Source organism: Ruminococcus sp. Marseille-P328 (assembly GCF_964249465.1).
In the GTDB taxonomy this organism is placed as follows: Bacteria; Bacillota; Clostridia; order Lachnospirales; family Lachnospiraceae; genus Blautia_A; species Blautia_A faecis.
This window is the reverse complement of record NZ_CAXUBQ010000004.1, coordinates 192,367-207,638: the sequence shown is the minus strand read 5'-3', so window position 1 is coordinate 207,638 and position 15,272 is coordinate 192,367. Positions and strand designations below refer to the sequence as shown.

General features: G+C 51.8%; 13 protein-coding genes and 2 pseudogenes. 14 read left to right on the top strand and 1 reads right to left on the bottom strand.

The genetic code is table 11. The annotated features are described in order from the left end of the window. The first annotated feature begins 248 nt into the window (after nucleotides 1-248). The 3 genes from mobQ to ACESTK_RS04890 all read left to right on the top strand — a co-directional run bounded on the left by mobQ (nucleotide 249) and on the right by ACESTK_RS04890 (nucleotide 3,845). Nucleotides 249-1,829, top strand: coding sequence for a MobQ family relaxase (gene mobQ, locus ACESTK_RS04900; protein WP_373118934.1), 1,581 nt, complete (start codon nucleotides 249-251; stop codon nucleotides 1,827-1,829). 65 nt (nucleotides 1,830-1,894) lie between these two features. Continuing rightward, nucleotides 1,895-2,539, top strand: coding sequence for a CHC2 zinc finger domain-containing protein (locus ACESTK_RS04895; protein WP_373118931.1), 645 nt, complete (start codon nucleotides 1,895-1,897; stop codon nucleotides 2,537-2,539). Beyond that, a complete protein-coding gene (locus ACESTK_RS04890; protein ID WP_373118948.1) occupies nucleotides 2,508-3,845 on the top strand; it encodes a VapE domain-containing protein in 1,338 nt (445 codons plus the stop codon). The genes ACESTK_RS04895 and ACESTK_RS04890 overlap by 32 nt, the downstream gene beginning before the upstream one ends. Before the next feature lie 28 nt (nucleotides 3,846-3,873). Here the strand turns inward: ACESTK_RS04890 and ACESTK_RS04885 are convergent, their stop codons facing one another. Then, nucleotides 3,874-4,113, bottom strand: a complete 240-nt coding sequence (locus ACESTK_RS04885) for a hypothetical protein (RefSeq protein WP_021682886.1) — start codon at nucleotides 4,111-4,113, stop codon at nucleotides 3,874-3,876. Here ACESTK_RS04885 and ACESTK_RS04880 point away from each other — a divergent pair. The 11 genes and pseudogenes from ACESTK_RS04880 to ACESTK_RS04830 form a co-directional block, all read left to right on the top strand. Further along, on the top strand, nucleotides 4,087-4,284 hold the full coding sequence (locus ACESTK_RS04880) for a hypothetical protein (RefSeq protein WP_002596475.1): 198 nt from the start codon (nucleotides 4,087-4,089) through the stop codon (nucleotides 4,282-4,284). The genes ACESTK_RS04885 and ACESTK_RS04880 overlap by 27 nt on opposite strands. After that, on the top strand, nucleotides 4,285-5,955 hold the full coding sequence (locus ACESTK_RS04875; protein WP_004612760.1) for a recombinase family protein: 1,671 nt from the start codon (nucleotides 4,285-4,287) through the stop codon (nucleotides 5,953-5,955). A 90-nt stretch (nucleotides 5,956-6,045) separates the two neighbouring features. After that, a pseudogene (locus tag ACESTK_RS04870) lies at nucleotides 6,046-6,129 on the top strand (Maff2 family mobile element protein); the annotation flags it as partial. Between the two features lie 16 nt (nucleotides 6,130-6,145). Continuing rightward, the gene (locus ACESTK_RS04865) at nucleotides 6,146-7,015 is read left to right on the top strand and encodes a VirB6/TrbL-like conjugal transfer protein, CD1112 family (protein WP_117524147.1); all 870 of its coding nucleotides are present in this window, start codon (nucleotides 6,146-6,148) and stop codon (nucleotides 7,013-7,015) included. A 21-nt stretch (nucleotides 7,016-7,036) separates the two neighbouring features. Beyond that, entirely contained in the window at nucleotides 7,037-7,447 is a 411-nt protein-coding gene (locus ACESTK_RS04860; RefSeq protein WP_373118927.1) for a PrgI family protein, read from the top strand. Then, nucleotides 7,395-9,824, top strand: coding sequence for a VirB4-like conjugal transfer ATPase, CD1110 family (locus ACESTK_RS04855; protein ID WP_373118946.1), 2,430 nt, complete (start codon nucleotides 7,395-7,397; stop codon nucleotides 9,822-9,824). Before ACESTK_RS04860 ends, ACESTK_RS04855 begins: the two co-directional genes overlap by 53 nt. Beyond that, a complete protein-coding gene (locus ACESTK_RS04850; RefSeq protein WP_144210431.1) occupies nucleotides 9,821-10,702 on the top strand; it encodes a site-specific DNA-methyltransferase in 882 nt (293 codons plus the stop codon). Before ACESTK_RS04855 ends, ACESTK_RS04850 begins: the two co-directional genes overlap by 4 nt. 38 nt (nucleotides 10,703-10,740) lie before the next feature. Continuing rightward, nucleotides 10,741-12,807, top strand: a complete 2,067-nt coding sequence (locus tag ACESTK_RS04845; protein WP_178870145.1) for a CD1108 family mobile element protein — start codon at nucleotides 10,741-10,743, stop codon at nucleotides 12,805-12,807. A gap of 42 nt (nucleotides 12,808-12,849) precedes the next feature. After that, on the top strand, nucleotides 12,850-13,107 hold the full coding sequence (locus tag ACESTK_RS04840; protein ID WP_178870135.1) for a DUF4315 family protein: 258 nt from the start codon (nucleotides 12,850-12,852) through the stop codon (nucleotides 13,105-13,107). Continuing rightward, nucleotides 13,097-13,801, top strand: coding sequence for a DUF4366 domain-containing protein (locus ACESTK_RS04835; protein WP_117524145.1), 705 nt, complete (start codon nucleotides 13,097-13,099; stop codon nucleotides 13,799-13,801). The genes ACESTK_RS04840 and ACESTK_RS04835 overlap by 11 nt, the downstream gene beginning before the upstream one ends. Continuing rightward, nucleotides 13,798-15,255 (top strand): annotated as a pseudogene (locus tag ACESTK_RS04830) (DNA topoisomerase); the annotation flags it as partial. The gene ACESTK_RS04835 and the pseudogene ACESTK_RS04830, both read left to right, overlap by 4 nt. Nucleotides 15,256-15,272: the final 17 nt, after the last annotated feature.

Sequence of the window (15,272 nt, the reverse complement as noted above, 5' to 3'; positions counted from 1 at the left end):
CGAGGAGCCGTATGCGGGAAAGCCGCACGTACGGATCTGTGAGGGGCTAAGATTGAGAGGTCTTAGTCTACTCGACTGTCAGCTTCACATCGGGTCAACTTGCCCCGAACTTTTATAACTAAATACCCGCCGCCCACACAGCGGCACACCGAGCAGGAAATCTGAAAAGGTCTCCTGCTTTTTTTCTGCCCCAAATGAGGTGGTAAAACGCCACCCCATCCACCAATTACCGAAAGGAGGGACACGAAATGCCCTGTCCACACAACGAAATCTCTATTGTTCAGCGCAGCCAGCGGCAGTCTGCGGTTGCCGCCGCTGCTTACCAGAGTGGCGAAAAGCTGTTCTGTGAATACGACCAGCAAGTGAAGCACTACCCGGAAAAGCGTGGTATCGTCCACAATGAAATCCTGCTCCCGGCAAATGCCCCACAGGAATATACAGACCGCAATACCTTATGGAACGCCGCCGAAGCGGTGGAGAAGCAATGGAACTCTCAGCTTGCAAGGCGGTGGGTGCTTACCATCCCAAGAGAGATACCACCCGACCAGTATGCTGTCCTTGTCCGGGAGTTTTGTGAGCAGCAGTTTGTTTCCAAAGGCATGATTGCTGATTTTGCAATCCATGACCCCCATCCGCCGGGACACAATCCCCACGCCCATGTCATGCTCACTATGAGGGCAATGGACGAACATGGAAAATGGCTTCCCAAGAGCCGCAAGGTTTATGACCTTGATGAAAGCGGAGAACGGATAAAACTTCCGTCCGGCAGGTGGAAAAGCCACAAGGAGGATACGGTTGATTGGAACGACCAGAAGTATTGTGAAATCTGGCGGCATGAATGGGAGGTCATCCAGAACCGCTATCTGGAAGCCAATGACCGCCCGGAGCGTGTGGACTTGCGTTCCTATGCCAGACAGGGGCTTGATATAGTCCCCACTGTCCATGAGGGGGCTGCTGTCCAGCAGATGGAAAAGCGTGGTATCCAGACGAATATCGGCAACCTGAACCGGGAAATCAAAGCCGCCAACCGCCTGATGCAGTCCATTCGGCAGCTCATTCAAAACCTCAAAGGCTGGATTACCGAACTGGGAGAAAAACGGAAAGAGCTGCTTGCACAAAAAACGGCGGAGGAAGCGACACTTCTTCCCAATCTGCTGATGAAGTATATGGAGATACGAAAGGAAGAACGGAAGGACTGGACGAGGGCTGGACAGAACCGGGGGACTTCACAGGACTTAAAGGCAGTCAGCGAAGCATTGTCCTATCTCCGGCAAAAGGGACTTTCCACTGTGGAGGACTTAGAAGCGTTTCTGGAATCTTCCGGGAAATCAGCCGCAGATTACCGCAATCAGATGAAGCCAAAGGAAGCCCGAAGCAAAGTGATTGACGGGATTCTTGCCAGCCGGACAGACTGCAAGGAATGTAAGCCTGTCTATGAGAAGTACCAGAAGATATTTTTTAAGAAAACAAAGGAGAAATTCAAACAGGAACACCCGGAGGTTGCCCGGTATGAAAAAGCCGCCGCCTACCTTGCCAAGCACCCAGATGATAAGGACAGTACCCAAAAGGAGCTGCAAGAGGAGCAGGAAACGCTTTTGGAAGAAATCGCAGAGTTGAAAGTACCACTGACCGAGGTACAGGAGGATTTGAAGAAGCTGCGGGACATCCGCTACTGGGTACGGAAAGCCACACCCGGCACAGAGGAAAGTAAAGAGCCGCCCAAGAAACAGCCTATCAAAGAAGTCTTGCAGGATAAGGCTGACGAGAAAAAAGCACAAAGAACTGTCCCGGCACAGACGAAACACAAACAACAGGATATGGAACTTTAACAGGCACTTGCCATTTTCAATCAGAGAATGTCAGGTGCTTTTCTTATTTTCAAGGAGGGATAGATTTGAATGTATTTGAAGCTGTGAAGCAGTCCGTCACAACAAGACAGGCTGCGGAGCATTATGGAATCCATGTAGGTCGGAACGGGATGGCTTGCTGCCCGTTCCATAACGATAAAACCCCAAGCATGAAGCTGGATCGGCGTTATCACTGCTTCGGCTGCGGTGCAGATGGGGATGTGATTGATTTTGCCGCTGCCCTGTATGGGCGGGGAAAGAAAGAAGCCGCCGTACAACTGGCACAGGACTTCGGGCTTTCCTATGAGGACTGGAAGCCGCCGGGAAAGGCAAAAAAGCCCAAGCCCCGGCAGAAATTCCCGGAGGAACAGTTTCAGGAAGCAAAGAACCGCTGCTTCCGTATTCTTGCCGATTATCTCCACCTACTCCGGGAATGGAGAAAAGATTATGCCCCACACTCCCCGGAGGAAGCCTTTCATCCCCGGTTTGTGGAAGCCTTACAGAAGCAATCCCATGTGGAATATCTGCTGGATGTGCTTCTGTTCGGGGAAACAGAGGAAAAAGCGGCTTTGATTACGGACTACGGAAAGGATGTGATACAGCTTGAACAGCGAATGGCAGAGCTTGCAGCCGCAGACGCAGCAAGAACTAAAAAACACCATGAACGCCATGCAGCCGCCCCAGAGCATTGAGGAAATCAAGGCGGGGCTGGAAACCACCGAGAAAGGCGGTGTCCGTCAGAGCATCCGGAACTGCCTGACCGTATTCCAGCGTGACCCTCTGCTTTCCGGGGCTATCGCATACAACATCCTAACTGACCGCAAGGACATCATAAAGCCCATCGGCTTCCACAGAGAAAGCACCGCCCTGAACGATACGGACATGAAGTATCTGCTTCTCTATCTGGAAGAAACCTACGGGCTTACCAATGAGAAAAAGATTGATAACGCCATCGGGATTGTGGCGAATGAAAACAAGTACCATCCCATCCGGGACTACCTAAGTGCCCTTGTGTGGGACGGGACAGAACGAATCCGTTTCTGTCTGCGGCACTTTCTGGGGGCTGACGCAGACGATTACACCTATGAAGCGTTGAAGCTGTTCCTGCTGGGTGCAATCTCACGAGCCTTTCAGCCGGGGTGTAAGTTTGAAATCATGCTCTGTCTGGTAGGCGGTCAGGGGGCTGGCAAGTCCACCTTCTTCCGTCTGCTGGCAGTCCGGGACGAGTGGTTCTCCGATGATTTGCGGAAGCTGGACGATGACAATGTGTACCGCAAGCTGCAAGGTCACTGGATTATCGAAATGTCGGAAATGATGGCAACCGCCAACGCCAAGAGCATTGAGGAAATCAAGTCATTTTTAAGCCGGCAGAAAGAAGTTTACAAGATACCCTATGAAACCCACCCGGCAGACCGCCCCCGTCAGTGCGTGTTTGGCGGCACTTCCAATGCCCTTGACTTCCTGCCCCTTGACCGTTCCGGCAACCGCCGCTTTATCCCGGTCATGGTGTACCCGGAGCAAGCCGAGGTTCACATTTTGGAGGACGAAGCCGCTTCCAGAGCCTATATCGGACAGATGTGGGCGGAAGCGATGGAGATTTACCGAAGCGGCAGGTTCAAGCTGGTGTTCAGCCCCGCCATGCAGCGGTATCTCAAAGAACACCAGCGGGATTTTATGCCGGAGGACACCAAAGCCGGGATGATACAGGCGTATCTTGATAAGTACACCGGGAACATGGTCTGCTCTAAGCAGCTCTACAAGGAAGCCTTAAACCATGCCTTTGACGAGCCGAAGCAATGGGAAATCCGGGAAATCAACGAGATTATGAACCAGTGCATTTCCGGCTGGCGGTACTTCCCGAACCCAAGAATGTTTTCCGAATATGGCAGACAAAAGGGCTGGGAGCGTGAAAACCCGGCAACGGACTCCGGCAACCCGTCTGAAAAAACGATGGACGGTTTTGTGGAGGTCACAGAACAGATGGAGCTTCCATTCTGAAAATGACAGCCCGTTGCACCCCCTGTTGCTATCCCGTTGCCGAGCCGGTTGCCGGGGAAAATCCCTTATTTCCGGGCTTTTCTCCCTTATAACAACCAAAACAACAGAAAAATAAAAGAAAAGTATAAATAGTAACCATCGCCAGATTGAGATTGTTTGCAAGGTCTTTTGAAGCCCGTTGCCGGACTTCGTTGCCGACACCCTCTGTCTGGCTATTTTCATGTATGGAGGATAACTGCCTATGGCAAAAAACAAAACAGAGATTCATGTTACAACAGTGTTTGACGGGGAGCTGGACGCAACTGATGTGTTCGTCAGCCTGATTTCCCAGAAATACGGAAAGACAAATGCGAAAGAATATCTTGCTAAAAAGAAAGATTTGAAGTATAATGAAGATGAGGTTCAAAAGAGCCAGATACCGTCTGGATTGTGTGGGTAAATGGCTATGATGAACGAAATGGAATACAGAACAATCGGTTCGGCACTTGCCGGAGGGTATCGTGCAGCGGTCTATTGCAGGCTGTCAAAGGACGATGACCTGCAAGGCGAAAGTGCCAGTATCGCAAACCAGCGTGATATGCTGGAAAAATACTGCGAAAAGCAGGGATGGGAGGTTGTGGCAGTCTATCAAGACGATGGCTTCACAGGTCTTAACATGGAGCGTCCTGATTTACAGAGAATGTTGAGAGCCATTGAGCGCAGGCAAATCAACCTTGTCATCACGAAAGACCTCAGCCGACTGGGGCGTAACTATCTGCAAACAGGGCATTTGATTGAGGACTTTTTCCCAAGAAACGGTGTCCGCTATATCGCCATGAATGACGGTATCGACACCCTGCGGGATAACAACGATATTGCCCCGTTCAAGAATATCCTGAACGAGATGTACAGCAAGGATATTTCCAAGAAAGTCCATTCCTCTTATCTTCTGAAAGCGCAGAAAGGACAGTTTACCGGGTGTCTTGCCCCGTTTGGGTATCGGAAAGACCCGGAGGACAAAAACCATCTGCTCATTGACGAGGAAACCGCCCCGATTGTGCGGCTGATTTTCGGATATGCCCTAAACGGTCATGGTCCGAACTATATCCGCAGACGGCTGGAGGAAGAAAAAATCCCCTGCCCCACATGGTGGAACCGGGAACGGGGGCTTCGCAATACCCGAACCAAATGGGAAAAGAAAGACCCGGAAAACGGACGGTATATGTGGGACTTCTCCGTTATCAAAGACCTTTTGATGAATCCCGTTTACACCGGGGCGATTGCTTCCCAGAAAAAAGACTACCGTTTCAAAATCGGCACGATTGGGGAAAAGAAGCCGGAGGACTGGATTGTAGTGGAGGGACAGCATGAACCGCTGATTGACCGCATGAGCTTTGACATTGTGCAGAACAAGCTGAAATCCCGCCAGCGTCCGGGGCAGACCAATGAAATCAGCCTGTTTGCCGGACTGATAAAATGCGGCGAGTGTGGGAAGTCGCTGACGATACGCTATACAAACGCAAAACATCCCCAGCAGATTTATTCCTGCAAGACCTACAATGCCTTTGGAAAGAACCACTGCACCCAGCACCGGATTGACTATGACACCCTTTACAGCCATGTGCTGCGAAAAATCCGGGAATGTGCCAGAGCTGCCCTGATGGACGGGAAAGCGGTTGCCGACCGCCTGACTAATACCTGTGAAGCCGAGCAGCGGGAACAGCGGGAAGCAATGGAACGCTCCCTTACAAGGGACGAGGAACGGATTGAGGTTCTGGATAAAATGGTCATGCGGCTTTATGAGGATATGATTGCAGGGCGTATCAGTGAGCAGAATTTCAACACCATGCTGGAAAAGACACAGACCGAGCAGACGGAGCTTAAAGCAAAAGTGTCCGAGGGCAGGAAGCGGCTGTCCGATGAAGCCCAGCTTGCCAATGACGCAAAACAATGGGTGGAAGCCATTCAGGAATATGCCAACATCACAGAGCTGGACGCAGCCACCCTTAACCGCTTAATCAAAGAAATCGTCGTGCATGAGCGCATTGACGAAGATAAAACAAGACACATTTCTATCGAAATTCATTTTAATCTCAAACCCATCCCAGAGGTGGAACAGGTCACTGCCTGACCTGTCCTACCGGGACGGTTCTCTTAAAAACACCATATAGATTTTTTGTACGCCGCCGCCCGCCATCGAGCAGAGTTTTACACCTAATTGGGGATAAAACAGCTCATGGCGGGCGGCGGCGTTGCCCTTATCGGCGGCACCCTCGTACCTCTGCTTGCCGGACTGTTCGGTTAAGCGGCGGGGTTAGCCTATGCAGAGCATACTTGACGCGATTAACGAATGGATAAAGGAAATCCTCATTGGAGCCATTAACGGTAATCTGTCAACTATGTTCGGGGACGTAAACGAAAAAGTCGGAACTATCGCCGCAGAGGTAGGACAAACCCCGCAGGGGTGGAACGCAGGCATATTTTCCATGATACAGAGCTTGTCGGAAAATGTGATTGTACCCATTGCGGGGCTTGTTATTACCTACGTTCTATGCGTGGAGCTTATCAGCATGGTAACGGAAAAGAACAATATGCACGATATTGACACGTTCATGTTCTTTAAGTGGTTTTTCAAGGCGTGGGTAGCGGTGTATCTCGTTACCCACACCTTTACTATCACTATGGCGGTGTTCGATATGGCGCAGCACGTTGTTTCCGGCGCGGCGGGCGTGATCGGCGGCGATACGAATATCGACGTTGACGCCGCCCTCTCGTCCATGCAAGCCGGACTTGACGCTATGGAAATCCCCGAACTGCTTATGCTCGTTATGGAAACAAGCCTTGTGAGCCTTTGCATGAAAATCATGTCGGTGCTTATCACGGTTATCCTGTACGGCAGAATGATAGAAATTTACCTTTACTGTTCGGTATCGCCTATCCCGTTTGCAACTATGACCAACAGAGAGTGGGGGCAGATAGGCAACAACTACTTAAAAGCCCTGTTCGCCCTCGGTTTTCAAGGCTTCCTCATAATGATATGCGTCGGCATTTATGCGGTTTTGGTTGGCAGCATGATTGTAGCGGACAACCTGCACAGCGCGATTTTCTCCCTTGCAGCCTACACCGTGATTTTGTGCTTCTCCCTATTCAAAACAGGCACACTTGCGAAGTCAATCTTTAACGCCCATTAAAGACCGAAAGGAGGTTTTCACTTGGCGTATGTACCCGTACCCAAAGACTTATCAAAAATCAAAACAAAAGTCGCTTTTAATCTGACAAAGCGGCAGATTATATGTTTTGCGGCAGCCCTCGCTATGGGACTACCGCTTTTCTTTTTGCTCAAAGACAGCGCGGGAACAAGCATGGCGGCATTTGCAATGATTGTCGTTATGCTTCCCTGCTTCCTCTTGGCAATGTATGAAAAACACGGGCAGCCCCTTGAAGTCGTGATAAAGAACGTCATTCAGACAAAGTTTATCCGACCAAAGGAACGCCCCTATCAGACGGAAAATTTTTATGCCGTCATAGAAAAACAACGAAAACTGGAAAAGGAGGTATCGGCTATTGTCAATGGCAGAACGAAAAACCATGACCCGCGCGGTAAAAAATTCCGTGAAGCGTAAGCTGACCCGCGCAGAAAAGAAAGAAATCGCCGCCGTGATACAGGCGGCAAAGGGCGACGGGAAGCCCCACACCGCGCAGCAGACCATTCCCTACTTGCAGATGTACCCGGACGGGATTTGCAGGGTAACGGAAAAGAAATACAGTAAAAGCCTTGTCTTTGAAGATATTAACTATCAGCTTGCACAGGCAGATGATAAGACCGCCATTTTTGAAAACTGGTGCGATTTTCTCAACTACTTTGACGCTTCCGTTTCGGTGCAGCTCTCTTTCATCAATCAGGGCGCAAGAAAGGAAAAGGCACAGGCGGCTATCGAAATTCCGGCACAGGACGACGCTTTTAACTCTATCCGCAGGGAGTACGCGGATATGCTGAAAAATCAGCTTGAAAAAGGCAACAACGGACTGGAAAAGTGCAAGTACATTACCTTTTCCATTGAAGCGGACAATCTTGCGGCGGCAAAAGCCCGCCTTTCCCGTATCGAAACCGATGTACTGAATAATTTTAAGGTGCTTGGTGTAACCGCCCGCCCCATGAACGGACAGGAACGCTTGAACGTCCTGCATGGGATTTTCCACCCGGAGGGCGAGCCGTTCCGCTTCTCTTGGGACTGGCTTGTGCCGTCGGGGCTTTCTACAAAGGACTTTATCGCCCCGTCCTCGTTCCGTTTTGGCGACGGGCGCACGTTCCGCATGGGGCGAAAACTTGGTGCGGTATCGTTCCTTGAAATCCTTGCGCCGGAGCTGAATGACCGTATGCTTTCGGACATTCTCGACCTTGAAAACGGGATAATCGTCAATATGCATATCCGCAGTATCGACCAGAGCGAAGCAATCAAGACTATCAAGCGCAAGATAACCGACCTCGACAAGATGAAGATTGAGGAACAGAAAAAAGCGGTACGCAGCGGGTATGACATGGATATAATTCCGTCCGACCTTGCTACTTTCGGCAGCGAAGCAAAAAATCTGTTGCAGGATTTACAGAGCCGCAACGAGCGAATGTTTCTGCTGACGTTCCTTGTGGTAAACATGGCAGACACAAAACGGAAACTAGATAATGACGTATTTGCTACGGCGGGCTTTGCACAGAAAAACAACTGCGCTCTGACCCGCCTTGACTATTTGCAGGAAGCGGGCTTTATGTCCTCTATCCCGCTTGGGGAGAACCTTATCCCCATTCAAAGAGGACTTACCACATCAAGCACCGCTATTTTTATCCCGTTCATCACGCAGGAGCTTTTTCAGCGGGGCGCAGCCCTTTACTACGGCTTAAATGCGCTGTCAAATAACATGATACTCTGCGACCGCAAGCAACTGAAAAACCCAAACGGGCTTATTCTTGGAACACCGGGAAGCGGTAAATCCTTTGCGGCAAAGCGGGAAATGACAAACGCTTTTCTCATTACTGACGACGATATTATCATCTGCGACCCCGAAGCCGAGTATTTCTCCCTTGTGCAGCGTTTGGGCGGGCAAGTGATACGCCTGTCGCCAACAGGAAAAGGTATGGACGGCAAGCCCCAGTATGTGAACCCCATGGATATTAACCTCAACTACTCCGAGGACGACAACCCGCTTGCCTTGAAATCCGACTTTATCCTTTCCCTCTGCGAGCTTGTTATCGGCGGCAAAGAGGGCTTGCAGCCCGTGGAAAAGACCGTCATTGACCGCGCCGTTAGGAATGTGTACCGACCTTTCCTTGCAGACCCCGACCCGGCAAAAATGCCGATTTTGGGCGACCTTTACAACGAGCTTTTGAAGCAGCCGGAGCCGGAAGCTGCCCGCATTGCGGCGGCATTGGAGCTTTATGTTTCCGGCTCTCTGAACGTCTTTAACCACCGTACCAATGTAGAACTGAATAACCGTCTTGTCTGCTTTGATATTAAGCAGCTTGGAAAGCAGCTCAAAAAGTTAGGTATGCTCATTGTGCAAGACCAGGTGTGGAACCGCGTGACCGTCAACCGCGCCGAAAAAAAGGCAACCCGTTACTACATGGACGAGTTTCATTTGCTGCTCAAAGAGGAACAGACCGCAGCTTACAGCGTGGAGATTTGGAAGCGTTTTCGGAAATGGGGCGGCATACCGACCGCTATCACGCAGAACGTCAAAGACCTTTTGAGCAGCCGCGAAGTCGAGAATATTTTTGAAAACTCTGATTTTGTCCTCATGCTCAATCAGGCACAGGGCGACCGGGCTATCCTTGCAAAGCAGCTTAACATCTCCCCGCAGCAGATGAAGTATGTAACCCACACCGAAGCGGGCGAGGGGCTTATCTTTTACGGAAACGTGGTGCTGCCGTTCATTGACCGTTTCCCGACGGACACCGAGCTTTACCGTCTGCTTACGACAAAGCCGGAGGAAATGAGCAAAGCATGAAAATGGACGTAATCATCAACCGTGACGCCCTCTATGCCCTGCGGGAGCTTCCGAGTGAAAGCGTGAATTGCTGCGTCACAAGCCCGCCTTACTATGGACTAAGGGACTACGGGCTTGACGCGCAGATTGGACGGGAGGACACGCCGGAGCAGTATATCGGGCGGCTTGTAGAAGTATTCCGGGAGCTGCGCCGGGTACTCAAAGACGACGGGACATTTTGGCTGAATATCGCGGACACATACTGCGGCAGCGGCATGAAAGCGGGCTGCAAGCAAAAGGATTTAATCGGTATTCCGTGGCTTTTAGCCTTTGCCCTGCGCTCTGACGGGTGGTATTTACGCAGCGATATTATCTGGCTGAAAGAAAACCCCATGCCGGAGAGCTGCCGCGACCGACCGAGCCGCTGCTATGAGCATATCTTTTTACTGACGAAATCAAAGAAATACTACTATGACGCTGCCGCCATTGCGGAGCCGATCGCGCCGGGAACGGCTGCGCGGTACCGACAGGGACGCGGCGCAGGACACAAATACGCCGAGGAAGTACCGGGACAGGGCAAGGTGCAGGGTATCAATCAGCCCCGCAGCGGCGGCTATTATGACGACGCTCTTATACCGACCACAAGGAACAAGCGGGACGTTTGGCTTATCAATACCGTACCGTATAAGGGCGGGCATTTTGCCGCCTATCCCCCGAAGCTCGCGGAAACGTGCATACTGGCGGGCTGTCCGGCAGGCGGCGTTGTCCTTGACCCGTTTTTTGGAAGCGGCACCACCGGGCTTGCAGCGAAAAGCCTTGACCGCCGCTATATCGGCATTGAACTGAACGCCGAGTATTGCGCCCTTGCAGGGGCGCGGATTGGAGGTGGTAACACTTGAAAGACCCATTAAAGCCCCGTGATAAAATCACGCAGAAAATGACCCGCGACGGGGCTATCGCAGAAAATCAGACCACGGGAGACACGGAACGTATCAGCAAGCGGACGCAGGACGCGGATTTTCAGAAATCCCCGGAGCAACAGGCAGCACAGGACGCAGCGCAGCTACAAGGTGCAGCTTCCCCGACTTCTCCCTTGCCCCATGTGCCGGGAGCTGCCCCCAAAGCGGACGCAGGCAAAACGGAGCGCGTCATGGAGCATATCGAAGCCGCCCATACCCGCAAAGCGTCTAAAAAAGCGGTACGAAAGGCACAGGCAGAAGCTACCGCCGGGACGAAATCTTCCCGGCTGCAATTTACCGACGAGGAACGCGCTGCCCCGGAGCTTGAAAAGTATATCAAGAAATCCGATAAAGCCGCCGACCGCTTGGATAAGGCAAAGGCGGCTATCCCCAAAGAAAAGAAACTGGTAAAAGAGCGCACCTTTGACGAAACCACCGGGAAAGGCAAGACCCGCCTGCACTTTGAGGAAAAGGACAAGCCACCCGGATTTAAGGAGAAGCACAACCCACTATCCCGCCCCACACAGGAAGCCGGGATTTTGGTACATAACAAAATCCATTCTGTCGAAAAGGATAATTCCGGCGTGGAGGGCGCACACAAGAGCGAGGAAACCGCAGAACGGGGATTGAAGTACGGGGCGCGGAAAATCAAGCAGGGCTACCGCAGCCATAAACTGAAACCCTACCGGGAAGCGGCAAAGGCAGAAAAAGCGGCTTTTCGGGCGAATGTGGATTTTCAGTATCACAAGACCCTGCATGAGAATTCGCAGCTAACCAGTAACCCCATTTCCCGGTTTTGGCAGAAGCAGAAAATCAAGCGGCAGTATGCAAAGGAAGCCCGCAATACCGCAAAGGGCATCAAGGGCGCGGCAGAACGCACCCGCAAGGCGGCAGCCAAAGCCGCCGAGAAAACGAAGCAGACCGCAGCATTTGTGGCAAGGCACCCGGCGGGTGTGGCAATCGCTGTCGGTGTGCTGCTGCTCTTTATCATGGTTATGTCCGGGCTGTCCTCTTGTGGGGCAATGTTTTCCGGCACCTTAAACGGCGTGCTTGGAACGTCCTATACCTCCGAGGACAGCGACCTTGTGGAAGTGGAAAACAGCTACGCCGGATTGGAAAACGAGCTGCAAAGCAGGATTGACAATATCGAGCGCGACAATCCGGGCTATGACGAGTACCGCTATGACCTTGCAAATATCGGACATAACCCACACGAATTAGCGTCCTATCTGACCGCAAAATATCAGAGCTACACCCGCGCCGAGGTACAAAGCGAATTACAGCGGATTTTCAATCAGCAATATAAGCTGACCTTGACCGAGGAAGTGGAAATACGCTACCGGGAGGAAGAACGCACCGACACATGGACAGACGAGGACGGCAACGAGCATACGGACACCTACACGGTACAAGTGCCTTATGAGTATTACATCTTAAACGTCAAGCTGACGAACACCCCGTTATCCACGATTGCAGAAAACAATCTGACCCCGGAACAGCTTGAAATGTACCGGGTGTACTTACAGACAAGCGGAAACAAGCCCCTTATCTTTGGCGGCGGTTCTTCCGATACTTCCGCGTCCGAGGATTTAAGCGGCGTGGATTTTGTGAACGGAACGCGCCCCGGCAATACCGCTATCGTTGACCTTGCAAAGCAGCAAGTCGGAAATGTGGGCGGCTATCCGTATTGGAGCTGGTACGGCTTCAACTCCCGCGTGGAATGGTGCGCCTGTTTCGTGTCCTGGTGCTACGGGCAAATGGGATTTTCCGAGCCGCGTTTTGCCGCCTGCCAGTCGCAGGGTATTCCGTGGTTTACCTCTCACGGACAATGGGGAGCGCGGGGCTATGAAAACATTGCTCCCGGTGACGCTATCTTTTTTGACTGGGACTTAGACGGCAGCGCAGACCATGTAGGGCTTGTTATCGGCAGGGACGGAAACCGCGTCTACACCGTGGAGGGCAATTCCGGCGACGCCTGCAAGATTAAGAGCTATCCCCTTGACTATGCCTGTATCAAAGGGTACGGGCTGATGAACTGGAACTGACATACAACAACACATTTGAAAATCGAAAGGAGAAAAATCATTATGGCTATGAGTAAAATTGAAAGAATTGAAAAGGAAATCCAAAAGACCCGTGAGAAAATCACGGAGTATCAGAACAAGCTGCGCGGACTGGAAGCACAGAAAACCGAAGCGGAAAATCTGCAAATCGTTCAGCTTGTGCGCTCTATGCGCCTTACCCCGCAGGAGCTTACCGCTATGCTTGCGGGCGGCGGTATTCCGGGCATTGCCCCTATGCCCGCAGACTATGAGGAACAGGAGGACAATGCAGATGAAGAATAAAATTCTTAGAAGCCTTACCGCACTTTGCGCCGCCCTTATGCTCATGGGCGGCTTTTCTGTTACCGCCTTTGCACAGACACCTACGACGGAAGAAACCGACGACAGCGGCGTGATCGTGGAAACCGAACCGCAGCCCCTTACCCCGGAGGGCAACATGACCCTTGTGGACGACATCGACGGGGACGCTGCCGAGGATAAACAGTTTATCGTCGTGAAAAGCAAAGGCGGCAACTATTTTTACATTATCGTTGACCGGGCAGCCGAGGGGGAAAATTCCGTCCACTTCCTAAATCAAGTAGACGAAAGCGACCTTATGGCGATTATCGGGGAGGAACAGACCGAACAGCCCCCGGCTGTCTGCAACTGTACCGAGAAATGCAAGGCGGGCGAAGTCAACACCGCCTGTCCTGTCTGCTCTGTAACTATCAATAACTGCACAGGCAAGGACACCGAGCCGGAAGCTCCCGCAGAGCCGGAGAAACCCAAAAACAGCATGGGCGGGCTTCTCATCTTCCTTGTTGTGGGACTTCTTGGCGGCGGCGCAGCCCTCTACTACGTTAAGTTTATGAAACCGAAGCAGAACGTAAAAGGCAGCACCGACCTTGACGAGTTCGATTTTGACGAATACGACGAGGACGAGCCGGAGGAAGAAACTGACATCGCAGACACCGAACAGGAGGACGAGGAAGAATGAAACTTGTGATTTGTGAGAAACCCAGCGTCGGGGCGGCGGTTGCCGCCGCCCTTGGCGTTACGGGTAAGAAAGACGGATATATCGAAAATGACAAGTACATCATTTCTTGGTGTATCGGGCATTTGGTACAGCTTTCCGAAGCTGCCGCCTATGGGGAGCAGTACAGAAAATGGAGCTATGACAGCTTACCCATTCTGCCGCAGGAATGGCAGTACACCGTAGCCGCCGACAAGGGAAAACAATTCAAAATCTTGAAAGACCTCATGCACCGCGCCGACGTTTCGGAAGTCGTGAACGCCTGCGACGCGGGGCGCGAGGGAGAATTGATTTTCCGATTTGTCTATGAAATGGCGGGCTGCAAGAAACCCTTTACCCGTCTTTGGATTTCCTCTATGGAAACGGACGCAATTCGAAGCGGCTTTGAACATCTGAAGGACGGGCGCGGGTATGACACCCTCTATCATTCCGCACTATGCAGGGCAAAGGCTGACTGGCTTATCGGTATCAATGCGACCCGCCTTTTCTCCTGCCTGTATGGAAAGACCTTGAACGTGGGACGTGTGCAGACCCCGACCTTAAAAATGCTTGTAGACCGGGACGCTGCCATTACAAACTTCAAGAAAGAAACCTACTATCATGTGCGCCTTATGCTCCCCGGCGCAGAAGCGGCAAGCGCGAAGATCTGCGCCGCTGATGAAGCGGGCAAACTGAAAGCAGCCTGCGAAGCGTCGGCGGCTGTCTGTACTTCCCTTGTGAAAGAAAAGAAAACCATTGCCCCGCCGAAGCTCTTTGACCTTACCAGTTTACAGCGGGAAACAAACCGTATTTACGGGTACACGGCAAAGCAGACCCTTGACCTTGCACAGACCCTCTATGAAAAGAAGCTCTTGACCTATCCGAGAACGGACAGCGCATTTCTGACCGATGACATGGGAGAAACAGCGACGGGCATTATCGCGCTGCTATGCGGGAAGCTGCCCTTTATGGCGGGCATTTCCTTTACGCCGGAAGTTTCCCGCGTTCTGAACAGCAAAAAGGTATCAGACCACCACGCAATCATTCCCACTATGGAGCTTGCAAGGGCTGACCTTACCGCGCTGCCGGAAAGCGAGCGCAATATCCTTACCCTTGCCGGGGCGCGTCTGCTTATGGCGACCGCCGAGCCGTACAGTTTTGAAGCGGTAACGGCGGTTTTCTCCTGCGCCGACCATGAATTTACGGCAAAGGGAAAGGCGGTAATCGCTGCCGGGTGGAAAGACATGGAACGGCTTTACCGGGTGACCCTCAAAAAGAAGCCGGACAGCGACGACGAAAACGAACTTGTTTTAGATGTGCCGGACTTTACCGAGGGACAGACCTTTGAAAACCCTGCTGCAAAGGTTACGGAGCATGAAACGACGCCGCCGAAGCCCCACAATGATGTGATATTTTGTGAGCGTAAGGAGTGGATAGGAATTGAAGAAAGGAGTTC

Bases quoted from the DNA above. Each gene is read 5' to 3' on its own strand.
- mobQ (WP_373118934.1), top strand. From the start codon at position 249: ATGCCCTGTCCACACAACGAAATCTCTATTGTTCAGCGCAGCCAGCGG.
- ACESTK_RS04890 (WP_373118948.1), top strand. From the start codon at position 2,508: ATGAACGCCATGCAGCCGCCCCAGAGCATTGAGGAAATCAAGGCGGGG.
- ACESTK_RS04880 (WP_002596475.1), top strand. From the start codon at position 4,087: ATGGCAAAAAACAAAACAGAGATTCATGTTACAACAGTGTTTGACGGG.
- ACESTK_RS04885 (WP_021682886.1), bottom strand. From the start codon at position 4,113: ATGAATCTCTGTTTTGTTTTTTGCCATAGGCAGTTATCCTCCATACAT.
- ACESTK_RS04875 (WP_004612760.1), top strand. From the start codon at position 4,285: ATGGCTATGATGAACGAAATGGAATACAGAACAATCGGTTCGGCACTT.
- ACESTK_RS04865 (WP_117524147.1), top strand. From the start codon at position 6,146: ATGCAGAGCATACTTGACGCGATTAACGAATGGATAAAGGAAATCCTC.
- ACESTK_RS04855 (WP_373118946.1), top strand. From the start codon at position 7,395: ATGGCAGAACGAAAAACCATGACCCGCGCGGTAAAAAATTCCGTGAAG.
- ACESTK_RS04850 (WP_144210431.1), top strand. From the start codon at position 9,821: ATGAAAATGGACGTAATCATCAACCGTGACGCCCTCTATGCCCTGCGG.
- ACESTK_RS04845 (WP_178870145.1), top strand. From the start codon at position 10,741: ATGACCCGCGACGGGGCTATCGCAGAAAATCAGACCACGGGAGACACG.
- ACESTK_RS04840 (WP_178870135.1), top strand. From the start codon at position 12,850: ATGGCTATGAGTAAAATTGAAAGAATTGAAAAGGAAATCCAAAAGACC.
- ACESTK_RS04835 (WP_117524145.1), top strand. From the start codon at position 13,097: ATGAAGAATAAAATTCTTAGAAGCCTTACCGCACTTTGCGCCGCCCTT.